At 51.6% G+C, this 17,677-nt stretch carries 32 protein-coding genes; 2 read left to right on the top strand and 30 right to left on the bottom strand.

Annotated features, from left to right (window positions below; all coding sequences use genetic code 11):
- Positions 1 to 43: 43 nt before the first annotated feature.
- The 13 genes from QLG07_RS12795 to QLG07_RS12855 form a co-directional block, all read right to left on the bottom strand.
- Positions 44 to 787: an Ig-like domain-containing protein gene (locus QLG07_RS12795; RefSeq protein ID WP_282469353.1), complete on the bottom strand. Its 744-nt coding sequence runs from the start codon at positions 785 to 787 to the stop codon at positions 44 to 46.
- Between the two features lie 24 nt (positions 788 to 811).
- Positions 812 to 1,195 carry a hypothetical protein gene (locus QLG07_RS12800; protein ID WP_282469354.1) on the bottom strand — a complete coding sequence of 128 codons (384 nt, stop codon included), beginning with the start codon at positions 1,193 to 1,195 and terminating at the stop codon, positions 812 to 814.
- Positions 1,192 to 1,560: an HK97 gp10 family phage protein gene (locus QLG07_RS12805; RefSeq protein WP_282469355.1), complete on the bottom strand. Its 369-nt coding sequence runs from the start codon at positions 1,558 to 1,560 to the stop codon at positions 1,192 to 1,194. The genes QLG07_RS12800 and QLG07_RS12805 overlap by 4 nt, the downstream gene beginning before the upstream one ends.
- Position 1,561: 1 nt before the next feature.
- Positions 1,562 to 1,909 carry a hypothetical protein gene (locus QLG07_RS12810; RefSeq protein WP_282469356.1) on the bottom strand — a complete coding sequence of 116 codons (348 nt, stop codon included), beginning with the start codon at positions 1,907 to 1,909 and terminating at the stop codon, positions 1,562 to 1,564.
- 169 nt (positions 1,910 to 2,078) lie between these two features.
- Positions 2,079 to 2,477 carry a hypothetical protein gene (locus tag QLG07_RS12815; RefSeq protein WP_282469357.1) on the bottom strand — a complete coding sequence of 133 codons (399 nt, stop codon included), beginning with the start codon at positions 2,475 to 2,477 and terminating at the stop codon, positions 2,079 to 2,081.
- A 57-nt stretch (positions 2,478 to 2,534) separates the two neighbouring features.
- A complete protein-coding gene (locus QLG07_RS12820) occupies positions 2,535 to 2,825 on the bottom strand; it encodes a hypothetical protein (protein WP_282469358.1) in 291 nt (96 codons plus the stop codon).
- 10 nt (positions 2,826 to 2,835) lie between these two features.
- Entirely contained in the window at positions 2,836 to 3,933 is a 1,098-nt protein-coding gene (locus QLG07_RS12825) for a major capsid protein (protein WP_282469359.1), read from the bottom strand.
- 14 nt (positions 3,934 to 3,947) lie between these two features.
- Positions 3,948 to 4,400 carry a hypothetical protein gene (locus QLG07_RS12830; RefSeq protein WP_282469360.1) on the bottom strand — a complete coding sequence of 151 codons (453 nt, stop codon included), beginning with the start codon at positions 4,398 to 4,400 and terminating at the stop codon, positions 3,948 to 3,950.
- Positions 4,400 to 5,674 carry a hypothetical protein gene (locus QLG07_RS12835; RefSeq protein ID WP_282469361.1) on the bottom strand — a complete coding sequence of 425 codons (1,275 nt, stop codon included), beginning with the start codon at positions 5,672 to 5,674 and terminating at the stop codon, positions 4,400 to 4,402. The genes QLG07_RS12830 and QLG07_RS12835 overlap by 1 nt, the downstream gene beginning before the upstream one ends.
- A 9-nt stretch (positions 5,675 to 5,683) precedes the next feature.
- Entirely contained in the window at positions 5,684 to 6,634 is a 951-nt protein-coding gene (locus tag QLG07_RS12840; RefSeq protein WP_282469362.1) for a phage minor head protein, read from the bottom strand.
- Complete coding sequence (locus tag QLG07_RS12845) at positions 6,591 to 7,940, bottom strand: phage portal protein (protein ID WP_282469363.1); 1,350 nt, start codon at positions 7,938 to 7,940, stop codon at positions 6,591 to 6,593. The genes QLG07_RS12840 and QLG07_RS12845 overlap by 44 nt, the downstream gene beginning before the upstream one ends.
- A gap of 11 nt (positions 7,941 to 7,951) precedes the next feature.
- A complete protein-coding gene (locus tag QLG07_RS12850) occupies positions 7,952 to 9,199 on the bottom strand; it encodes a phage terminase large subunit (RefSeq protein ID WP_282469364.1) in 1,248 nt (415 codons plus the stop codon).
- Positions 9,192 to 9,629: a ubiquitin carboxyl-hydrolase gene (locus QLG07_RS12855; protein ID WP_282469365.1), complete on the bottom strand. Its 438-nt coding sequence runs from the start codon at positions 9,627 to 9,629 to the stop codon at positions 9,192 to 9,194. Before QLG07_RS12855 ends, QLG07_RS12850 begins: the two co-directional genes overlap by 8 nt.
- A 41-nt stretch (positions 9,630 to 9,670) precedes the next feature.
- On the opposite strand from QLG07_RS12855, the gene QLG07_RS12860 reads away from it, so the two are divergent.
- Together QLG07_RS12860 and QLG07_RS12865 are read left to right on the top strand one after the other, a co-directional pair.
- Complete coding sequence (locus tag QLG07_RS12860; RefSeq protein ID WP_282469366.1) at positions 9,671 to 9,886, top strand: hypothetical protein; 216 nt, start codon at positions 9,671 to 9,673, stop codon at positions 9,884 to 9,886.
- Between the two features lie 83 nt (positions 9,887 to 9,969).
- On the top strand, positions 9,970 to 10,416 hold the full coding sequence (locus tag QLG07_RS12865; protein WP_282469367.1) for a hypothetical protein: 447 nt from the start codon (positions 9,970 to 9,972) through the stop codon (positions 10,414 to 10,416).
- On the opposite strand, the gene QLG07_RS12870 is transcribed toward QLG07_RS12865, so the two are convergent.
- The 17 genes from QLG07_RS12870 to QLG07_RS12950 all read right to left on the bottom strand — a co-directional run bounded on the left by QLG07_RS12870 (position 10,382) and on the right by QLG07_RS12950 (position 17,601).
- Complete coding sequence (locus QLG07_RS12870; RefSeq protein WP_282469368.1) at positions 10,382 to 10,567, bottom strand: hypothetical protein; 186 nt, start codon at positions 10,565 to 10,567, stop codon at positions 10,382 to 10,384. The two genes, QLG07_RS12865 and QLG07_RS12870, sit on opposite strands and share 35 nt — an antisense overlap.
- Positions 10,568 to 10,615: 48 nt before the next feature.
- Positions 10,616 to 10,855: a hypothetical protein gene (locus QLG07_RS12875; RefSeq protein WP_282469369.1), complete on the bottom strand. Its 240-nt coding sequence runs from the start codon at positions 10,853 to 10,855 to the stop codon at positions 10,616 to 10,618.
- A 108-nt stretch (positions 10,856 to 10,963) separates the two neighbouring features.
- Complete coding sequence (locus tag QLG07_RS12880; RefSeq protein ID WP_282469370.1) at positions 10,964 to 11,512, bottom strand: KilA-N domain-containing protein; 549 nt, start codon at positions 11,510 to 11,512, stop codon at positions 10,964 to 10,966.
- A gap of 316 nt (positions 11,513 to 11,828) precedes the next feature.
- Positions 11,829 to 12,245 (bottom strand): DUF2570 domain-containing protein, encoded by a 417-nt coding sequence (locus tag QLG07_RS12885; RefSeq protein WP_282469371.1) that lies wholly within the window; start codon positions 12,243 to 12,245, stop codon positions 11,829 to 11,831.
- Complete coding sequence (locus tag QLG07_RS12890; protein WP_282469372.1) at positions 12,233 to 12,865, bottom strand: glycoside hydrolase family 19 protein; 633 nt, start codon at positions 12,863 to 12,865, stop codon at positions 12,233 to 12,235. The genes QLG07_RS12885 and QLG07_RS12890 overlap by 13 nt, the downstream gene beginning before the upstream one ends.
- The gene (locus QLG07_RS12895) at positions 12,858 to 13,178 is read right to left on the bottom strand and encodes a phage holin family protein (RefSeq protein WP_048918233.1); all 321 of its coding nucleotides are present in this window, start codon (positions 13,176 to 13,178) and stop codon (positions 12,858 to 12,860) included. Before QLG07_RS12895 ends, QLG07_RS12890 begins: the two co-directional genes overlap by 8 nt.
- 284 nt (positions 13,179 to 13,462) lie before the next feature.
- Positions 13,463 to 13,855 (bottom strand): HNH endonuclease signature motif containing protein, encoded by a 393-nt coding sequence (locus tag QLG07_RS12900; protein ID WP_282469373.1) that lies wholly within the window; start codon positions 13,853 to 13,855, stop codon positions 13,463 to 13,465.
- Positions 13,856 to 14,115: 260 nt separating this feature from the next.
- Complete coding sequence (locus QLG07_RS12905; RefSeq protein WP_282469374.1) at positions 14,116 to 14,739, bottom strand: hypothetical protein; 624 nt, start codon at positions 14,737 to 14,739, stop codon at positions 14,116 to 14,118.
- 100 nt (positions 14,740 to 14,839) lie between these two features.
- Complete coding sequence (locus QLG07_RS12910; protein WP_282469375.1) at positions 14,840 to 14,959, bottom strand: YlcG family protein; 120 nt, start codon at positions 14,957 to 14,959, stop codon at positions 14,840 to 14,842.
- Positions 14,956 to 15,534: a recombination protein NinG gene (locus QLG07_RS12915; protein ID WP_282469376.1), complete on the bottom strand. Its 579-nt coding sequence runs from the start codon at positions 15,532 to 15,534 to the stop codon at positions 14,956 to 14,958. Before QLG07_RS12915 ends, QLG07_RS12910 begins: the two co-directional genes overlap by 4 nt.
- A gap of 132 nt (positions 15,535 to 15,666) precedes the next feature.
- The gene (locus QLG07_RS12920; RefSeq protein WP_348994611.1) at positions 15,667 to 15,873 is read right to left on the bottom strand and encodes a NinE family protein; all 207 of its coding nucleotides are present in this window, start codon (positions 15,871 to 15,873) and stop codon (positions 15,667 to 15,669) included.
- Entirely contained in the window at positions 15,837 to 16,196 is a 360-nt protein-coding gene (locus QLG07_RS12925) for a hypothetical protein (protein WP_282469378.1), read from the bottom strand. Before QLG07_RS12925 ends, QLG07_RS12920 begins: the two co-directional genes overlap by 37 nt.
- A gap of 9 nt (positions 16,197 to 16,205) precedes the next feature.
- Entirely contained in the window at positions 16,206 to 16,655 is a 450-nt protein-coding gene (locus QLG07_RS12930) for a DUF1367 family protein (protein ID WP_282469379.1), read from the bottom strand.
- Between the two features lie 2 nt (positions 16,656 to 16,657).
- A complete protein-coding gene (locus tag QLG07_RS12935) occupies positions 16,658 to 16,837 on the bottom strand; it encodes a hypothetical protein (RefSeq protein WP_282469380.1) in 180 nt (59 codons plus the stop codon).
- Complete coding sequence (locus tag QLG07_RS12940; RefSeq protein ID WP_282469381.1) at positions 16,834 to 17,043, bottom strand: hypothetical protein; 210 nt, start codon at positions 17,041 to 17,043, stop codon at positions 16,834 to 16,836. The genes QLG07_RS12935 and QLG07_RS12940 overlap by 4 nt, the downstream gene beginning before the upstream one ends.
- On the bottom strand, positions 17,040 to 17,306 hold the full coding sequence (locus tag QLG07_RS12945; protein WP_282469382.1) for a DUF4752 family protein: 267 nt from the start codon (positions 17,304 to 17,306) through the stop codon (positions 17,040 to 17,042). Before QLG07_RS12945 ends, QLG07_RS12940 begins: the two co-directional genes overlap by 4 nt.
- A gap of 88 nt (positions 17,307 to 17,394) precedes the next feature.
- Entirely contained in the window at positions 17,395 to 17,601 is a 207-nt protein-coding gene (locus QLG07_RS12950) for a DUF551 domain-containing protein (RefSeq protein ID WP_282469383.1), read from the bottom strand.
- Positions 17,602 to 17,677: the final 76 nt, after the last annotated feature.

Below are 17,677 nucleotides of genomic sequence, written 5' to 3' on the forward strand. Positions count from 1 at the left end.
TCCATAATCATTATTAAGGGCTGAAGCCAGCCCTTTGGAATGGTTACGAAGCAGTAACCGTTACTGCTGTGGTACCGGTGAAGCCGCCATCGGTAGACGTGAAGGTAACAGTCGCACTACCTGCAGCCACTGCCGTCACCAGGCCTGTATTGCTCACCGTAGCTTTAGTTGCGTCTGATGTTGTCCATGATCCGGTGCGGTCAGTGGCATTGGTCGGCTGCACTGCCCCGGTAAGCTGGCGCGTAGCCCCAACCACCAGGTTTGCCGTTGCCGGGGTTACTGTAACTCCAGTAGCTGGGATGGTTTCGTCAGTGTCGAGCACTTGAATGGTTGTCGCGTCACCCACTTTGAACTCAGTGGTGAATGTCACGATGTCATTGGTGCCGCCGTCAGAACTCAGCGCCGTTACCACCATATAGCCAATGAAGGTGATTTCACCGTATTCCATGCGAACCCAGATGCCTGGCTGGCGCCTGGCCTTCAGCTCTGCGGCGAAATACTTGATGAAGCGGCCTACGCCGTACTGGTCGAGCTTGCCCTTCTTACGCACCTCACCCTCGAAGCTGATGGTGAAATCAGAGTTGGTGATGATACTCTCGACAAAGCCGCCGCCATCGTCTGCATCAGAAGTGACTGTGTTTGGTGAGAAGTCCCACCCTTTACTCGTTCCGGCGGCCAGCGCTTTCCATTCCGATTCCTGCGGCAGCGTGTCGCTGCAACCATCGGCAACTTCAAGCACAACTGCGCCACCGAACAAACGTTCGTTGCTGTTCTGGCAATCTGCCATGGGTAATTCCTCTTTGACGTTTATTTAGCTGCCGAAGGTGGCAACAAACTGAAGCCGATAGACCAGGCGGCCTTCGGTTGTTTGGACGGGGGCAGGAATGCCGCCGAGGTTTTCCAGGTAGCCAACGCAAGCGTCGACCATTGGGTTTTGCTGAACGAAATCGATGATCGCCTGTACACGCTCATCTACCGCGCCATTGGCACCTTTCGCACCGATAACATCGACCATAACGTAATAGTCACCGCCAAGCTGGTTGCGGACAGGTCCGCCGCCATTAGGACGGAAAACCATGAAGTTATCGGTGAGCTTTCCTGTGTCATTCCACACAAGAAGCTGAGGAAGATAGCCGGTAGTAAGTGCTGCATCATTGAAGTAGTTCAGCACGCGCTTGTGCATCGGAGGGGTCACAGTGACATCTCCTTTTTAATGGTGCGGTCGATGAGTTCGCGAGTATCCTCGAAGCCTTTGGTGAGGAACTCTTTCTGCGCCGTAGCCCGGCGGAAGGTCTGCGGCACATTCGGATCGTGAACATAAACCGCATAGTTAGCCGAGTAGCCAACCCGCCCGGTTAGCCGCGTCCCTTTTATATCGAGCTCGCGATACTGGCTGTTGATTAACGTTGAGGTGTCGATAGGTGTGTATAGCGCAGCCTGCGATGAGCCGATAATCATAGCGCTCTGCAGCGCCCTCACCGCTTTACGGCCCTGAATATCACCCACCAGACGATTGAGGTTCTGCTGAGCTTGACGGATGCCTTTAACTTTCACGCCCATATCAGACTCCTGTCAGAATTGCGAAGTCGTCAGAGGTTCGCTCGAATGTGTCAGCATACCGAATGGCCTGCATCACCTCATCGGCGCCTGCTGCGATCGGGTCAGGGTTGCTCGACGCACCAATGAGGATGTAATCACCGGCATCTGCCAGTGCGTACTCAGTCCAGATAGTGTTCTTGACCACCTTCTCGCCGCCTATCGCCCCAAACCGCTTGCTCAGGCCGCCCTGATAGTCGCAGACAATTACCAGTGGCTCAGACCAGCCAAGAGAATCGCCGTACTCATCCAGCCCCAGAGGCTTCCAGATGGTCGCCTGAGCCGTGTATGACCAACTGGCTAAAGATGACATTGCTACTCCCTCCAGCTCACGACAGTGGGATTCTCAGCCGCAATAAGCGGGCAGTTAATGCGCCACTCTCCCGCAGCGTTCACATAGCCGGTAGTTTCCTTCCCGCTATCGGTCTTCACCCACACGCGCTGGAATTTTCTAGGAAGGCGCAATGATGCTGGTATCGACATCATTCCCCTCCACACATGCAGCTACCCTTGCCAATCCAGATGCCAGCAAAGGCCTTCTGAGTTGGATCTGGAGGAATAAGTGATGCGGCGCATCCGAACTTATCCAGACCTCTTAGCAGACCGAGGGAGCCTTTCCATCGATCTGCAAACGAACCGTATCGGAATGACCTCGACGCACCAGACGGGGCTGACTGAGAGCTGATATATTTATCGCCCTGCCCCAGCCCCATCAGTCCTAACAGGTACATCTGAATGAGTGTCGCAGTAGCAGCCGGGTAGTTAGCATCCAGACATTCCTGGATGCTGTTGGCCTGCTCTACAAGTGCGGCAAGAATGAAGTCGGGCAATGTGATGCCCTGGCTCTCCAGATACTCTTTTGCCTGTTCCTGGGTAACCATGAAAACCTCTTAGCCCCGCCGAAACAGGGCATAAAAAAACCGCCTTAGCGGCGGCTGTTATTCTGCGGGAAAAAGCTTTTCAAGTTCGCCATCCGGCAGTAGCTCCGAGAGCTTTTCTGCGCCCAGGTTACCTTTGAACTCAATACCAAGCTCAGTAAGGCGGTCGGCAATAACCTCTTTTCGAGACTTGCCTTCGCTTTTGGCGTCTGGGGTTGCAGGTGACAGTTCGCCCGACTCACTACCAATAAGGCGAACATGCGAGGCTAAGGCCGGGTGCAACTCACCAATCTCAACGGTCTGGCCTTTTGATACCCCATGCCATGGCTTAATTACTTCGTATTTAGACATTCCCGCCCCCTTACGCCAGTACGGCGCCGTAAACAACACCGCCCAGGCCTTCACCATCACGCTTAACCGAGATGCCTTCAGCAGACATGATCTGGTTGTTGTAGTTGCTCTGCGGCATCAGGCGAGGCAGCGGAACGATACCAACAGCCATGCCAATCAGCGGAGAAACCACATCCTGACGGCGTTCATAGCCCAGGAACTCGTTCCCCGTCAGGGCGTAAGTCATTTGGATGGATTTTGCCGGGATGAACTTGGAGATAGCATCGAAGATGGTGCCGCTTACCATGGCATTAGTGCCGCCGTTGATATCAATCAGGTACGGCTTTGACATGTTCGCCCAGATCTCAGCGCTCACCCAGAGCTTGTCATAAGCAGTGACCTTGTTTTTGCGAGCATTCAGGCCAAAAGCTCCGGTTGGACCGAAGAAGGCCAGCATCTGTGCCGGGGTCGCAGTTGTCAGATCGATGTTGGCACCACCTGCGCCGCTACCGAGGTTGATTTTGGTGGTGTTCCGGTGATTCTTCAGTCCCTGTGCTTTGTAACCCTGCACGGAGATTGCGCTATTACCGTTGAGATAGTAGGCAACGCGTTTTTTGTGGAACTTACGCATTTTTGATGCCTGAGAGTCCAGCATCAGGTCAATGCCGACTGTGCTCAACCCTGCTGCGTGGCGCCAGTTTACACCGTACCCCGCGGTGAATACTGGAATCGGGTCGCCATCGCTGTCGTATTCAGTGTGGTCGAATGAATACGGTGCCTGACCATCAATGCTGATCGAAACGTCATCAGCAATATCACCAGTAACGTTGTAAAGTTTCGCAGTCTTGCCGATTGGCAGGATTGTCTGAACGGACATCAGGTCGTTGATGATTTCCATGCCAGTTTCCTGATCGCGCATCTGAATTACCTGGCGGTCCAGCTCGGCCCAGAATTCGCGAGTGAAGCCACCAACAGCATTAGCTGCGAGCATTTCAGGAGTCATGCTGGTGCGATACGCATTAACCATCATGTCGTGGTGCTGGTTCCAGATATTACGGTTGGCCCACAACTCACTCCAGTGACCCTGCAGTCGGCTGTTTGTTGCCAGTGTTTCAGCGGTAAAATACATTCTGTTTCTCCTGATTACGCGCCAGAGGCTGCGGCAACGGTGCCAACGCGCATACGAACGCGGATGAAGTCGGTAGAACTGGCGGCAATTGTCGCCTCGTCCTGGCTGTAGCCAATCACCGTATCGGTATCTGCTGTGGCGATGGTGAACTGACCAGCAGTACCCAACTTGATAGGGGTGTCTTTTTTGTATGCGCCAGCCACACAGAGCAATGCCAGTTCGCGACCTTCCTCCACGTAATTACCAACAACCGAATCACCAGCCGGTACGGCCTCGGTGATCTTCAAGCCCTGGTGATATGCAACATCGATAATGTAGATGCGGCCACGCAATGCTGTTGCCTGTGCAAACTGATCGCTTGAGTTGATGACGGCAGCTGTACCCGGAAGTAGAGCGGCTGCGGTTGCGCGTGTTTCGGTCTTGTACAGTGACTGACCGTCAATATTTACTCGACGATAACGTGCCATTAAGCAGCACCTCCGAAGTAAGATTTAGGGTCTGGCGCATCAGTTGGGGCCTGATTGGTTGCTGAGTTAGCGCCCAATGGGGCTGGCGATCCGATGCTCTTGTGCATTGCTTCAAGCGCTTCGCCAGATAGTGCATTTGCAACGATTTCTCCATGCACCGCTGCTACTGCCGCTCGTTTGGTAGCTTCTTCAGCGCGGGAGTTAGCGGTCAGGGAGTCGGACAGTGTTTTCTGATTGGCCTGAATGCCTGTCAGTGCTTCGGTAATCGGCTTTAGCGACACTTCGTTGTTTGCAGCGATGGCGCTGCTGACGATATTGCCGATCTGGTCGAGTTCTTCTTTGGTCAAAGGCATATCGCCCTCCGTTTGGTGGTTTGCTGCAGGCTGTTCCTGCGGTGTGAAAAGTGATTTAAATTTGTTGGCTGCGATTGCTACCCAAGATTCCTGCCTTGTGACTTTTTCACCGGCATCATCAAATGTGATCTTCCCGCCATCAGAGATGTAACCGTACACCTGTGCATCACCGCCGTTTCGGATGATGATTACCTGTGATTCGGTAAAGTCAGCGACCCATGCATAATCATCCGGTCCGGTGGCGAATTTTTCTCGGGCGGCTTTCTCCAGGCGGCGCTCGCGCTCTCGATATGATTCACCAATCAGGGCGCCAGAATTTACCTTCATCGGCGTAGCAAGGTCGGCATTGACCATCAGGCCGACCCCCTGCTCAGGAGTCGCGGCACCCACTTCATGAAGCAGGATTGCGTCATGGTCCATGGCATGGATCTTCACAACGTGGTTAGCGCCCATGGCTTTCTGTTCTTCGGTCGCGGGCATCTGGTCGCGGAAAACCGCAACACTGGTATGGATTGGCGGGACATCCTCCCCACGCTCGATGGCCTCAACACGCTGGATAAGTTCGCGCCCGCTCTCGCTCTCATTGGCCTTTAGTACATCAACCCATTTTTCAACGTATATGCGATTACCGGACTTCTTGACGTTGCGATTCCACGCCCCGGCATAACCAACGTTGATTCCTTCAGGGGAGAATGCGGAAACGAACTGACCGTTTACCGTGGGGTGACCAAGGGGTGCCAGTGTCCCCTCAAGCCCCTGGTAATGCGCATCAATCTCTGACTCTGGATAGAGTTCGTTATTCATGATGACGTTTGCCGGGAGTGTATAGCTGGGGATGACGATGTGATCGCGACCGTTGTACACCTCTCGGCGAATAGACTGGCTATTCACCTTTGCGGTGATATTTACTTGCATTGGCATGGTTTAACCTCAGGCTGCCTTTGCGCAGCAATGACATTTTGATTTGTTGGTGGCTAACTTCTGCCACTGGGTTTGAAATTCTTTGCGGGCAACATCGATGGCTTTGGCGTTGAGAGGATTTCCCTTTTCATCTACCAGCGTCTCAACCTGAGTGCATTTGCAGTTGATAGAGTTCGCTCCGGTCGCATACCACTCTCGCACCTCTTCCACCGTGTAAAGGTGGGCATGGCGTATGGCATGGGTTTGCCGCGTTGTCGGACTGAGAGCAGAATAATGCAGAAGCATAATCCGCAGACCCAGACCATCCCTCGCGTCTTCCGCCTCATCCCACCGCGCGCGCCGCAGAGCCGTCGTTATTTCTGTACGGGCGATAGTGTTTGCCCGCCGGGATTCGATCCCGACCTGGTCTCGAAGATTTCTGGCAACCTCTCGAGGATTCAAGCCACGCCCAACCCCGTCAGTTAACACGCGGGCCATGTCTCGCTTAATCTCAGCGGTGAAGCCCTTCATCTCCTCAAATACACGGGCATAAACCAGTGAGAGTCGGCGCTGATAGGGCGCACTCAGCAGAAGCGCCTGGAATGATTCACGGCTGGCTGCATAAACTGCGGACTGCTGGCTGAGATTGGCGTAAGCCTGCGCCGTTCCCCTGGTTGCTGACGGTTCGATATATCCTTCAGTCAGCCACAGGTTATTCTGGTCGCCTTCTAGCAACACAGAGTCAACCAACAGACTGGCGTCATTCAGGATCATGTTGAGTAGCAGAGGGTCGAGCTGATATTCGTACCTGGCGTTAACTGCGAGTGAGGCGGGGATTCTTTCTAACGCTGCTGCATATGCGTTACCAATCTTCTTTATGCGCCTGGCGAAGTCTTTCATAGCACTGCGCTCTAACCTGTCGACTCCGGTCGGGTCTTTAGGATTTCCCGGCAGTATCGGAGGTTTCGGAGTCTTCTTCATCCGTCTCTCCCAGTGGTTCCGTCTGACCTTCATATCCTGCTGCAACGCGAATCTCTTCCCCGGTGAAGGCGACCTCCCCGGTTGCGACTAACGCAGTGTTTACCTGCGCCATCTTCACAGCACTATCCAGCTTCTCTGATGCTGACTGCTCGTTGAGGTCATCCCAGATGACTGTTTTCTCGGGTACCGGCGAGATGATTTCCAGGCCAATCAGCTTGTCAGTGAAGTCCTCTATGTCGTAGGAGAGTTCGCCAACGCGGCGAGACTGACACCGGGCATTCATGTATTTCTGGTCTTCTGAGCTGGCACGCTCACCTGTCTGCATACCTACCAATACTTTTGCCGGGATATCTACCCCTGCAGCGGCAGTCTGTAGGTTAACGTCATACGTAGGTGAAGGGTCGGAGACAGCAGTTACCATGGGTGTTACCTGAGCACCTTGTGTAATTAGCAGGGTGTCGTTTCCACGGTTAATCTCTCTGGCTGCCTCGTTATAGCGATCCTGAAGCTCATCGACTGTCACGCCATACATTGACGCGAGGTTGCCGAAATCGACCTCTTTATCGAAGTTGATATTTTGCTGACGAGCCGCGTTTTTCAGGAATGACTCACCGGAACCACCTTCCACCTTCTCCAGACTCACAAAGGCGTTATATGACGGCTCAAGGAAGCCAATGGCATCTTCTGAATAGTCGCCCAGGATGAACACGCGATCAGGGTGAATCTTCACGCGGCGAACACCACCATTAGTCAGCCTCTCGGTGTACTCCCACATAATGGGCTCACCATAGGTGACTGAGTTGATATTCTCGTCAAGCTTGTAAGGCTTCAGCGCCCCAGCCCAAACTGGGGTTATCTTAGCCAGGCCACGCCCCCTGGTTACGGGTAGGTTCCAGGCTTTATTGTCGCGAATGTGAAGAAGGATTCCTGACCAGCGACCAACCAGGCGACGGGCATCGGCCTGTGCAAAGACTCGCCAGAATCGGCTGGTGAATACTGACTTGTTAGACCGTTCCCAGGCAGTGACTTTCTTCGCTTTATCCTGCTTATCACCCTCGATGATTTCAGGGTATGTCTTCCAGCAGTGCGTGATGATCTTGATAACGGCGCCGTGGGCAATGCCTCCCCGCCGATAAAGCTTGTAGAGGTCATCAAAAGTCAGCTCTTCTTTAAATCCGTACTCACACCACGCTGCACTTCTCTTGGTGTCGAGGCCCATTGTCGGGGAAAGCATACCCATACGGGCGCGTGCCATCCGGGCGTCGTTCAACGCATGGTTGACGGCCAGTTGTAGGTTTTTGCTCATGCTTTATCCGTTTATCGAAGGCGTTTGGGAATCATCATCCCGACTGATTGCGATTTGCGCTTGATGTGACCATCAAGTCCATAGCGAATGCCATCCCAGCAGTGCTCGAATCCGTCAGCAAGTTTCGGGAGCACCTCGCCGGTAATGCGGTCAGTTTTGTATGACCACATGCGGGCCTCTATCGCCACGTTCTTACAGCGAGGATGAATAATTATCTCGTCGAATCCGCGCAGGTGGGCTATGCCGTCCTCTACGCTGCCCTGCCATTTTTCAGCAGCAGAGATATTGAAGCCCTGGCGCCTGAGGTAACTTATTGTCTCCGGTCTTGCTGAGTCAGCCTTAATCGGCCAATCGCGCACACCGGGTATTTTGTCGTATAGCGCGGGCATGTGGTCTAACTCAGTCTGCTGGCCGTAAGCCTCATACTCAATGTACAGGCGGTTGTGCAGAATGAATGAGCGGGTAAGCGTGTTTGGGTCTTTAGCGAAACCAAAGTCGGCACCGAAGAACAGGCGATCTGCTTCCTTCCACAGGCTGTGTGAGAATTCAGAAATGCGATATTTCCCGGCCAGTACCTGCTTGTCAGAGTTTTCGAGATAGGCGCCTTCCCACACCCAGGCATATGTTGCGGGGTCAAGGCGACGCTCATCATTCTGCCGCTCACCCTCAAGCACGCCGGGGAACCATGGGTTGTCCGTGTAGTTCATCTCGACCGTAATGCAGTCTTCGCCAGCCTCCTTGCGGAATCGCTTGTCAGTGGCGCTGCCGTCGCGCTCCGGGTTCCACGTCACCCAAATCTCTGAGCCTTCTTCTCGAACAGTAGGGCTGAGCTTCTGCCAGGCTATTTCGCTGACTGATTCGGCTTCATCCACCCAGCAAAGCAGGATGCGTGCTTTCGACTTAATGCTGTCGAGGTTATGGCGCAGGCCAGCGAACACGTAGCTGACGCTTTTATCAATCGTGCGGATGTACTTCTCGCCAATATCGAAGTGAGCAGCGAGCCATGGAACGCCGAGGATAGCTTGTTTCACTTCCTGCATACTGGACTCTTCCAAAGAGTTCATGAATTCACGCGCACACAGGATGACACCCGCCTCGCCATTCATCATTGCCTGATAAGCCTTGATGGCGGTCATCATTGCGAATGTGCGGGTCTTGGCACTGCCTCGCCCACCGTGTGAGCACCGATAGCGTTTGTTGTCGGCGGTGAATAGCGGTGCAAGCTTGGCTGGGATTGGGAGTTGGACTGTATCACTCATGCTTGGGCTCTACTGCCAGTAGCTGAATAGTAGTTGGCTTGGTTGCCATGCTGCCATCTGAAGAGCGATGGTCGATATCCTGGCTGACCTTATCGCCGTACTTCTTCGGATTCATGCGGGCCAAAGCCCATTTACGCGTATCGATTCGCAGACGTGCTTTACCGACCGCGGCTGCTTCTTCTGCCACTTCATCAGCAATGGCGAACATCTCTTCGAAAATAGCATCGGCACGGGTCTCTGTGGCTTTCGCGTATTGGTCGCGAAACTCATCGTGTTTAGCCAGCCAACGGAATACGGTAGCCTTATCAGGCATCCCGGGACGTTCGCATACCTTGCGTAGACTCTCTCCATCGGCAAGCAGTGAACAGATGTCAGCAGCCACCTCTGGTAGATAATCAGAAGGGCGGCCAGTTTTTTGTTTGGTCGCCATGGTTTTCCTGTTATTAATATTTACTTTTCATGGGAGGGTTCATGTACGTCATAAATTCATTTGCCTACGGGCGCACGTTTGCCACAGCCATTGATCGTAGTGGCATTGTTATCACTGAAGGATTTGACGCTATCGTTGGGCGGAACCTTGAAGAGTTCTTGTCACATTTTTCGCAGGCGAGTGGTCGGCCATTGCAAGAGGTGCGCACAGAGATGGCAGACCTGATAGATAAAATAAATAGCATTCTTGGTGAATAATCTCTTCACACTAACCAATGAGGTACTCGCGACAGAACATGTCTTGTTTGTCAGTGAGTGCCATGTGAATTCCAAGGATTGATATGTCAGAAGTTATTAAACGCACCACAAAAAATGCAGGTGATGCAGGAGAATATTACGTTGCATATATGCTTTCTCGCTTAGGCATAAGCGCGGCTTTAACGACTAGCGGCACAAGCAGAGTTGATATCATCGCGACAATTGACGGCTCTAAGAGCATAAGCATTCAGGTTAAGGGTTCTTGGGCCAGGTCAGCCCCAAGGCAATGGACTGTTGGTAACCACAGACCAATAGTTTCACCTGACTTGTTTTATGTCTTCTGTAACATGTCTGAGGATATGAACAACACATCAGCCCCTGCGGTGTATGTTGTTCCAAGCCGCGATGTAGATGCCCTGTCTACATGGCATCACCAGGTCCCGCTCTTCAAGATTTCTAAATCAGACGACGATAGTTATCTAAATCGCTGGGACTTTATCCAGATTGCACTGGCAGATACTCCATCTTGAGCACGTCATCCGGCGCGAGGTATACCCAAGCGCCATCTTCCCGAGCAACACCAATGAATCCGTTAACCATCTCAGGTTGTGATCGGGTCATGAGTCCTGTATGGGTTTCGCCTGACTTAGTGGTTACTGTGATGCGGTAGGTGTCAGCCATGAGTTTCTCCAGGCAATAAAAAACCGCCCGGAGGCGGCTTAATGCTTATCAATAATAAGAGTTAGGTTTTGATGAAGAATCCAGCGTGTCAACATATTGAAAAAGCAGTTCTCTAACTATGTCTATATCACCACCACTATTCATTACGTGGGTATTACCACTGTGGCTGGTTTGCCAAAATAAAGGGGATGTGAAAGGGATCATCGGTTCGACAATGCGCCCCTTAACCGTGCCTAATCCGGGCACATCGAAAATATACTCTTCTACAACCTTATGTGGTACTGGCATAAATCCTCCTTTTTAAAATGAGGCTACACATTATCGCCAGTATTAATCTTAGTGAAGCTAAATTTATGATTCATCATCAGGCCCACTCGCAAATGGGCCTTGTGATGGTCACTGCGGTAGGCCGGGGATGGCGACCTGTAATTTTTCGTATGCTTCTTGCCGCTTAACCGTCAGGTGCCGCTTTCTCCCGCCTACACCCCAGTAGCTCATTGTCCTTGCCGCGTCACTAACCAAGGATGCTTCCTCGTGGTAAATGTGGTCTGCTATGTTGGCTTCTGCCATATAACTAGCCATGGTGACCATCTCGCCAGAAAGGAACTTATCTACCACCGTATACACGCCAACCTTGAAAGCCGGATCGATATGACCAGCGAACTCGTAGGCCACATAGCGACTGCCAAAGGTTCCGCCGTGCTTTCCACGTATGGTTTTTAAATGTGTGTTCAAATCACATTTAGATAACTCATTGATAAATAGCTTTGTGGAGTCCAGCCTTGCAAATTGAGATGGCCTGATACTGTTGATATCCCTTCCTGCTAGGAATTTATCATCACCAGATTCTGCCCTTAGCTTTGCGATCTGCCACATATCAGTAAGGCAAATCAGCCCTTCGTCATTCACTCGCACAGGATGGTTGAATAGCTTTAATTCTTTCATTGCGTTTACCTTTCTTTGAAATGAACCTTTGCCGCAATGGAAATCAGCCAACCGAAGGCTCGCCAGCACTAGACTGACTTCCTCAAAGGCTCATTTCAAAGGGATAGGATTCGGTTTGGTTAGAAGCGCATTGCGGTGCGCGGAGGTTTTACTGCGGGCTTAAAAAAAGCCCGACCTAAGTCAGGCTCTGTTTTCGTCAATCTTGCTGATTGCTCTCAGCTTGCCGTTGCACTCGTCGAGAGAGTCAAGGAGCCTGAAGTTAAGAAGCACGCTGTCGCCGTATGTCATGTGCTTGGGGATATCCGGTACCGGGCATTCACTTAGCAGGCTGGCTGGAATCGGCAGGTGAGGTGTCTTTACCGTTGCGTACTGAATCTGCCTGTTCGCGCAGCTTGCCAGTAACGTCGTCAGGCATAACAACAACGCTGCACGTATTGCCACGGAGTGCGTCTTTGATTTCATCCTGCAACCCCTGCTGTTTCATTTCTGCGGCGGCCCGGCGCTTTGCCTCAGTCCGTACAATCTCGTTCTGCTCTCCGACGCGGTCAGCAAGGTTCTTTATTGTGGCCGCGAGGTCGTTGTTCTTGCTTAGCAGTTCGCTGTTTAATGTGCGCAGGCGTTCGTTGCGGTTTGTCAGGTTCTGATTGTCATATCCCAGCTTTGCAATAAAGCCGATGATGATGACAGTGAAGATGACCGGAATGAGAATTTTCAGTGCGTTCAGGCTTGGCATAGAACACTCTCCGCAATCTTTGTTCTGGCCTTGCGATCATCCAGCCCGTTATTGCCGCCGTTAATGCGCCTTGTCAGCCCAACCACATCACCTGCGTCAGCGAACTGATTGCAGTTATTGGCTTTCCAGAACCACCCGGCAGAGCGTGCCGCGTTCATATCGGTCTGCAGTAGCTCAGGCTGTTTAACGAGATCGATTCCCAATGCTTTGCCGCATGCAGAGTAATTATCGCGGAACGTGACTTGCTTCAGTCCGCGCCCGCGATACTTCCATCCCTCACCTGTGAGATTGTTACCATATCGGCCACCATAAACGAGGTTGGCTATAGCCATCTGTCGCTCAGGGGATAATGCAAACTCTCCTGGCTTACGCCCAAGTTGCTCTCGCTGTGCAGGTGTCAGTCGCGATCCGAATAAAGCGAGCCCTGCAACGGAGTAGTTGAAGCTCTCGCTCACACTGGTGAATCCGCCGGACTCAGTGCCGACCTGCGCCATGAAATAAGCCTGGCGCTTCGGCGTGTCGATGCCGAACTCATCCATCGCAGATGTGACAGGTCCGAACCACTTTTCAGCCAGAGACTGACTGATGTTCGCGGCGCGTCTGAACTGGTCTTTAGTCATTTCCTGTTACTCCAATGTCACCAGAGGCTTTTTGAAGGAATCGCTTTTCGAGAGCCTTGATAAGAGATGAACCAGACCAACCGGCCATACCACATATGGCACCAGTAACCTCCTGAGGCCACTTCCAATAAGTAGCGAGCAGCATCATCAGGAATCCGGCGAATATGGATACGATTAACTGCAGGCAGAGCGTGCGCCACGAGAACGCGTCTCCGCTGAGAACTTTGTAGGCATATGCTGCCACCGCCCCGAGCACAGTCATGCCCAGCGCAATCAGCGTGGCAATGAAGCCCGGATCGGATTTATAAGGCATATTTTTCACATTCAACCCCCGTGTAGGGGACTTGTCCGTTTTCAGAGTTGTCTAAATGTTGAGCTGAACAAGTCCGGGTAAACTTCATCTTGTCGATAGAAGAAGCTCCGCCTTGTGCCGTGAGGTAGCTAACCGAAGAATCCGCCATTGAGCGGATTTTTTGTTTAAAGTGCGCCGCACCGACTTATGTCAGGTTGAGGGTATGATTTATTCGGGGGCGCAAAAGAAAGAGGCCGCTGTTGGGCGAGATTAGAAATTTATTCGACCAAAGAATATTTTGTAAACTATTTGTTTTGCCATAGGTTTTTTATGACATGAGGTTTGCTTGCCCTCATTTTTTCCATGTTTTGCTTGCGGGTAACAATAGTGAGATTTTCAAGCGCATTATTAGATTTATCTTCATCGATATGGTCTATCTCGTAACCCTCTGCTATAGGGCCAAAAAAAGCTTCCCATACCAGCCTGTGAACGTAATACCTTGCTTCTACCCGCTTGTTGCATACTTTTACTTGAAAGTATCCTGCTTTCCCATTCGATACTGGGGTTAGTGTTACGGTGGGGATTTTTCTTACATATTCAGAGTTTTTACCCATCTGGGTTATCTCTCTTTCCGGAATCTCGATTTGCCCAGAAGAATATACATTGATAGTTAACCCGTTCTTTTCCAAAGTTTTCACATAGAATCCCTCTGAGCCATGGAGAATTATAAAATATATTAACTCTTTTCTGGCCAGTGAAGCTATATGCTGTTTTGAAAACAAAAAAGCCCCGGCGATTAACCAGGGCTTCTTACGGTGATGCTTCAGCTGAATGCCAGAGGGCTTATATCCGCCGTTTAATTATTTCCTCGTCATCACCGCGCTCAGTTCGCTTTGCTTCCCGAGCATAGCTGCAATGTGCCAGGTTTATTGCCCTTTGTCTTTAGCAATTCGTGCTATTAAGCAACTAATGCAGTAATTTCTTTCTCCTGTTCGCGCTTAACGGCATAAAACAATTCTCCTTCAAGAATATCCTGCGCCCATTCCATCCTGTTTCTGGCCTCCTTCGAGGTTATCCCGGTGAAGTAAATGAGGCTCTGAGCAATGTTTTGCGCGCTCTTGCACTTGCAGTATCGTAATCTGGCTACAGAGCGGATGGGATTATCTCTGCCAAACGTCTTTACGATTACTGATTCCATGAAAGCAGCATCATCTGATTCTTTGGCGAGAGCAATGATGTTGCTTGCGGATGATTGCGGAACCAGAATATCGCGAGCTTTTCGCATCAATTCCTCCCCTCTGTAGCCCTCACAGTGAAGCTCTGTAACTACCCTCTCAATCTGCTTCGCTTTCTGCTCGCTCCATTCACAGCGCATCATGAGGCGCCCTATCACGTTAATCTGCCCGCGTTCGTACTCATCGCCGGATAGGTGGTCACCCCATACGGTTAGCAGGTGGCGAATCCATGCCTGTTGCGATCTGTTTATCGTCTTCCATCCGGTACCGAAGAGACGGCGCATATCTGCAGCGGTGCGAACATCGGCCAGGCGTACTACCAGCTGATAATCACGTTCGATTCTCATCTTTTCTTCCCCTTTGGAGTAACTGCCCATGACTGGGTGTGAGTTGGCTGGATGGTTGGAGTGACTGGCTTGAAGTAGCTGAGTAGTTGGGTTAACCAGGTCATGTGGCCCTCCTCATGATGTGGCTGAAGTTTTGCAAAATCCGATAGTCATAAAGCAGGCTGGATTTACTGCGGTACATTCTGAGGAGCTTCCACTTTTGCCTTAGGTATTCGGTCATGCTGCCTCTCTTTGTTTATTCAGCTCACGCAGCAAAGCTCTGTAACGCGCTCTGATGGCGTCCAGTTCTTCGCGGGAGTATCGGTGAGGGTTATTGTTGTTTTCGAGCGCCTCGACGCGCTGAGGTCCGATTTTGGCTATCAGGTTGATGCGGTATGGACCAATCGCGCCAGAGTGATGCACATTGCACGCTGCACACTGGCTGTGGCAGTTGTCTTCGTTGAACCTTAGCTGTGATGCCGCCGCTGTCGTCCGGTAATGCCCGGCGTGATAGCTGACTGCCGAAGTGTTTCCGCAGCTGATGCAGATTTCCCCGTCCCGCGCCCTGATGTAGTCGTTAAACGCACGCTGAGTCATGCTCATCCAGTGGCTTAAAGGTTTTGTTTCTGCTTTGCGCTTATTCCAGGCTGCACGCTGCTCTTTCTCCTCGCGCTGTTGCTTGCGCTGGGTGAGTTGCTTAGCGAGTTGGATTGCACATTTTGGAGAGCAGGCGGTTTGCAGGGTGTTGCGTGGGGTGAATTTCTCAGAGCAGGCTTTACACTTTTTCGGCTTCGGTGGCTTGAGCATTGTCGCCATCCTCCCTCCTGACTGTCTGAATAACTTCATATCCAATCATCATGTAGAGTGAGTCACATTCTTCGCACACCCATGTTTCATCCGGTGACAGCGAAAGGCCACAATCAGCACAGGCCCTGTCAGCTGGTTGTGTCATCGCGTCCTCCTCATTCGATCGAACTTCGCCCGGAGCAGCGTGTACACATAGTCGTAGGTGGTTACATGGCTCGCTGGCGGTACCAACTTTCGCTTGCTGCGGCTTCTTGCGGTGGGGGTGAATATTAGTGAGTCGATTGCTCGCTGTGTTGCTGATTTCTGTCGGCTCATTGGCGTAACGCCTGCAGAGGAAGGTCGATCCATTTATAAACCCTGCTCTTCCGGCGGCAAATGGTGAAAATCCCATTCCCATCCTGATGCTTGGGCTTCTCTGGATTGCGGCGATAGGTAACCATCTTCTCTTTCCTGATGATTTCCTTCGGCTTGAAATCGGTGTTGAGCGTGTAAAGAGGCTTTCTCCACACGCCGCTGTTAATCACCTCGCCAATGCACTCCATTTTTGCCAGAGCTGATTTTGTCGAGTTAACGTTGTAGTCTTTACCGACCACATGTTTGATTATTTCAACGTGAGTGAGCGGCTTGTCTGCCTTGCTGAGCAGTTGTCGAATTTCGTATCGTGCTGTCATAATTAATCCTCAGAAGTAGCTCCGAAGCTGATTGAGAATGTTGGGGTCACGCGTTCCGGCGAATACGTGCTTGATTGCGGCGTTTATCAGTGATGAATAGCAACGCTCAAACTCTTCCTGGTCCATATTCGAATACGCCAGGCTCTTTGCCTCTGCCCTCACCTCTCCGCGGATGTTCACAACCGTTTCGTAGAAGCCTGCCAGTATCGTCAGGTCTTTCCTGAAGCGGGTGCGCTGCGTGTGCTCGTCGGCATTACCTATCCCGGCCCGGGCGGCACACCAGTGCTCGAAGCAGAAACCGAAAAAGGCCATTACCTTGCGGTGAAATTGGGGGTTGCGAGAGAGCTTGATGTCGGCGCAGTAGGTTTCGCCATTTTTGAAGCGATGGAGTCGTTCGATGTCACTGTCGTTCACTAGAGAAAATACCCCGCCCGGATGTTTTACCAGGTCGAATTGCACTATCACCTCCGGTTCAGTTGTGCTCGCAATTTCTCTGCGTGAATCTGGCCTTTGGTAATCACTTCATCGATTACATGCGGGCTGTGGCCGCCCTCCATGTTAAACAGCTTCAGCAGCAGTAAAGCGCTGTGAATTTCGCTCAAATGGTCCGGCTGTTTAATTGGGATGATTTCTGCTGTCATGCTTTTTTACCTCTTGCAAGAAACCAGTCTAGCGCCCGACAAACTAATGGATTTTCGTACCAGTCCTCATAGTCGCGGCGCTCCAATTTGTCGTGGTAGAAGGCTGGGCCGTACCAGTTGTGCCAGGACATGAAGACATAGCCGCCATCATCGAGCCGAAGGCGGTAGCTTGGAGTTATTGATATGTGAATGATTTCTGCTGTCATGATTTGGTCTCCGCTCGATACATAACCAGCACCAGGCTGCCTCTGGTTGTAATGCGCATTGTGCTGCCTGACTCCAGCGTGTCGAGGTCGAAAGAGTCGTAAAGCTCATTAACAGCTCGCTGCCTGCGGTCCTTCTCTCGTCGATTCGACCACTCCCTTGCAGCTATCTTCAGCAGCCATGAGCAGGAATTTTTGACTATCCACAGGTATGCGATTGCAGTTAAAACTGCGGTCATCCAATCCGCGTAATTCATCTTTTCCATCAGCCCCTCCTCCCCGCCCAGCACCAAAAAATAAGGACCGCGATAATCAGCAGCCCTGTGAGTGTCTCTGTTGTGTATATCTGGTGCATTATTCCTCCGGTGGCGGGGGCAGTGGCTGCCAATTAATATCTTGGTGATTAGTATCGACTTTAATAACCGTCCATCCACCGCCTTCATAGATTGACATTATTCCAGCACCGAATGTCATGCCGAACTCCCAGTCACCCAAATACCAAACCAGCACCGTTTTACCTTTGGGTGGCATCCGCTCACTACACTTAATCCAGTTGCTCATCACTCACTCCCTCTCAATTTTTGCCCGGCCCCGATAATGCGGAGCACTCTTTCCATCTCACGATTCATGATTGCGT

This window comes from Erwinia sp. V90_4, from assembly GCF_029967685.1.
GTDB lineage: Bacteria > Pseudomonadota > Gammaproteobacteria > Enterobacterales > Enterobacteriaceae > Erwinia > Erwinia aphidicola.

What these genes read in the sequence shown, in the direction of transcription:
- QLG07_RS12805 (WP_282469355.1), bottom strand. Translation starts at nt 1,560, where the DNA reads ATGGGCGTGAAAGTTAAAGGCATCCGTCAAGCTCAGCAGAACCTCAAT.
- QLG07_RS12895 (WP_048918233.1), bottom strand. Translation starts at nt 13,178, where the DNA reads ATGCCTTATAAATCCGATCCGGGCTTCATTGCCACGCTGATTGCGCTG.
- QLG07_RS12915 (WP_282469376.1), bottom strand. Translation starts at nt 15,534, where the DNA reads ATGGCGACAATGCTCAAGCCACCGAAGCCGAAAAAGTGTAAAGCCTGC.
- QLG07_RS12945 (WP_282469382.1), bottom strand. Translation starts at nt 17,306, where the DNA reads ATGGAAAAGATGAATTACGCGGATTGGATGACCGCAGTTTTAACTGCA.
- QLG07_RS12890 (WP_282469372.1), bottom strand. Translation starts at nt 12,865, where the DNA reads ATGACTAAAGACCAGTTCAGACGCGCCGCGAACATCAGTCAGTCTCTG.
- QLG07_RS12925 (WP_282469378.1), bottom strand. Translation starts at nt 16,196, where the DNA reads ATGACAGCACGATACGAAATTCGACAACTGCTCAGCAAGGCAGACAAG.
- QLG07_RS12940 (WP_282469381.1), bottom strand. Translation starts at nt 17,043, where the DNA reads ATGACAGCAGAAATCATTCACATATCAATAACTCCAAGCTACCGCCTT.
- QLG07_RS12935 (WP_282469380.1), bottom strand. Translation starts at nt 16,837, where the DNA reads ATGACAGCAGAAATCATCCCAATTAAACAGCCGGACCATTTGAGCGAA.
- QLG07_RS12880 (WP_282469370.1), bottom strand. Translation starts at nt 11,512, where the DNA reads ATGAAAGAATTAAAGCTATTCAACCATCCTGTGCGAGTGAATGACGAA.
- QLG07_RS12850 (WP_282469364.1), bottom strand. Translation starts at nt 9,199, where the DNA reads ATGAGTGATACAGTCCAACTCCCAATCCCAGCCAAGCTTGCACCGCTA.
- QLG07_RS12920 (WP_348994611.1), bottom strand. Translation starts at nt 15,873, where the DNA reads ATGGATCGACCTTCCTCTGCAGGCGTTACGCCAATGAGCCGACAGAAA.
- QLG07_RS12845 (WP_282469363.1), bottom strand. Translation starts at nt 7,940, where the DNA reads ATGAGCAAAAACCTACAACTGGCCGTCAACCATGCGTTGAACGACGCC.
- QLG07_RS12875 (WP_282469369.1), bottom strand. Translation starts at nt 10,855, where the DNA reads ATGCCAGTACCACATAAGGTTGTAGAAGAGTATATTTTCGATGTGCCC.
- QLG07_RS12825 (WP_282469359.1), bottom strand. Translation starts at nt 3,933, where the DNA reads ATGTATTTTACCGCTGAAACACTGGCAACAAACAGCCGACTGCAGGGT.
- QLG07_RS12910 (WP_282469375.1), bottom strand. Translation starts at nt 14,959, where the DNA reads ATGACCGAATACCTAAGGCAAAAGTGGAAGCTCCTCAGAATGTACCGC.
- QLG07_RS12860 (WP_282469366.1), top strand. Translation starts at nt 9,671, where the DNA reads ATGTACGTCATAAATTCATTTGCCTACGGGCGCACGTTTGCCACAGCC.
- QLG07_RS12810 (WP_282469356.1), bottom strand. Translation starts at nt 1,909, where the DNA reads ATGTCATCTTTAGCCAGTTGGTCATACACGGCTCAGGCGACCATCTGG.
- QLG07_RS12905 (WP_282469374.1), bottom strand. Translation starts at nt 14,739, where the DNA reads ATGAGAATCGAACGTGATTATCAGCTGGTAGTACGCCTGGCCGATGTT.
- QLG07_RS12855 (WP_282469365.1), bottom strand. Translation starts at nt 9,629, where the DNA reads ATGGCGACCAAACAAAAAACTGGCCGCCCTTCTGATTATCTACCAGAG.
- QLG07_RS12830 (WP_282469360.1), bottom strand. Translation starts at nt 4,400, where the DNA reads ATGGCACGTTATCGTCGAGTAAATATTGACGGTCAGTCACTGTACAAG.
- QLG07_RS12865 (WP_282469367.1), top strand. Translation starts at nt 9,970, where the DNA reads ATGTCAGAAGTTATTAAACGCACCACAAAAAATGCAGGTGATGCAGGA.
- QLG07_RS12885 (WP_282469371.1), bottom strand. Translation starts at nt 12,245, where the DNA reads ATGCCAAGCCTGAACGCACTGAAAATTCTCATTCCGGTCATCTTCACT.
- QLG07_RS12950 (WP_282469383.1), bottom strand. Translation starts at nt 17,601, where the DNA reads ATGAGCAACTGGATTAAGTGTAGTGAGCGGATGCCACCCAAAGGTAAA.
- QLG07_RS12870 (WP_282469368.1), bottom strand. Translation starts at nt 10,567, where the DNA reads ATGGCTGACACCTACCGCATCACAGTAACCACTAAGTCAGGCGAAACC.
- QLG07_RS12795 (WP_282469353.1), bottom strand. Translation starts at nt 787, where the DNA reads ATGGCAGATTGCCAGAACAGCAACGAACGTTTGTTCGGTGGCGCAGTT.
- QLG07_RS12835 (WP_282469361.1), bottom strand. Translation starts at nt 5,674, where the DNA reads ATGCCAATGCAAGTAAATATCACCGCAAAGGTGAATAGCCAGTCTATT.
- QLG07_RS12820 (WP_282469358.1), bottom strand. Translation starts at nt 2,825, where the DNA reads ATGTCTAAATACGAAGTAATTAAGCCATGGCATGGGGTATCAAAAGGC.
- QLG07_RS12815 (WP_282469357.1), bottom strand. Translation starts at nt 2,477, where the DNA reads ATGGTTACCCAGGAACAGGCAAAAGAGTATCTGGAGAGCCAGGGCATC.
- QLG07_RS12840 (WP_282469362.1), bottom strand. Translation starts at nt 6,634, where the DNA reads ATGAAGAAGACTCCGAAACCTCCGATACTGCCGGGAAATCCTAAAGAC.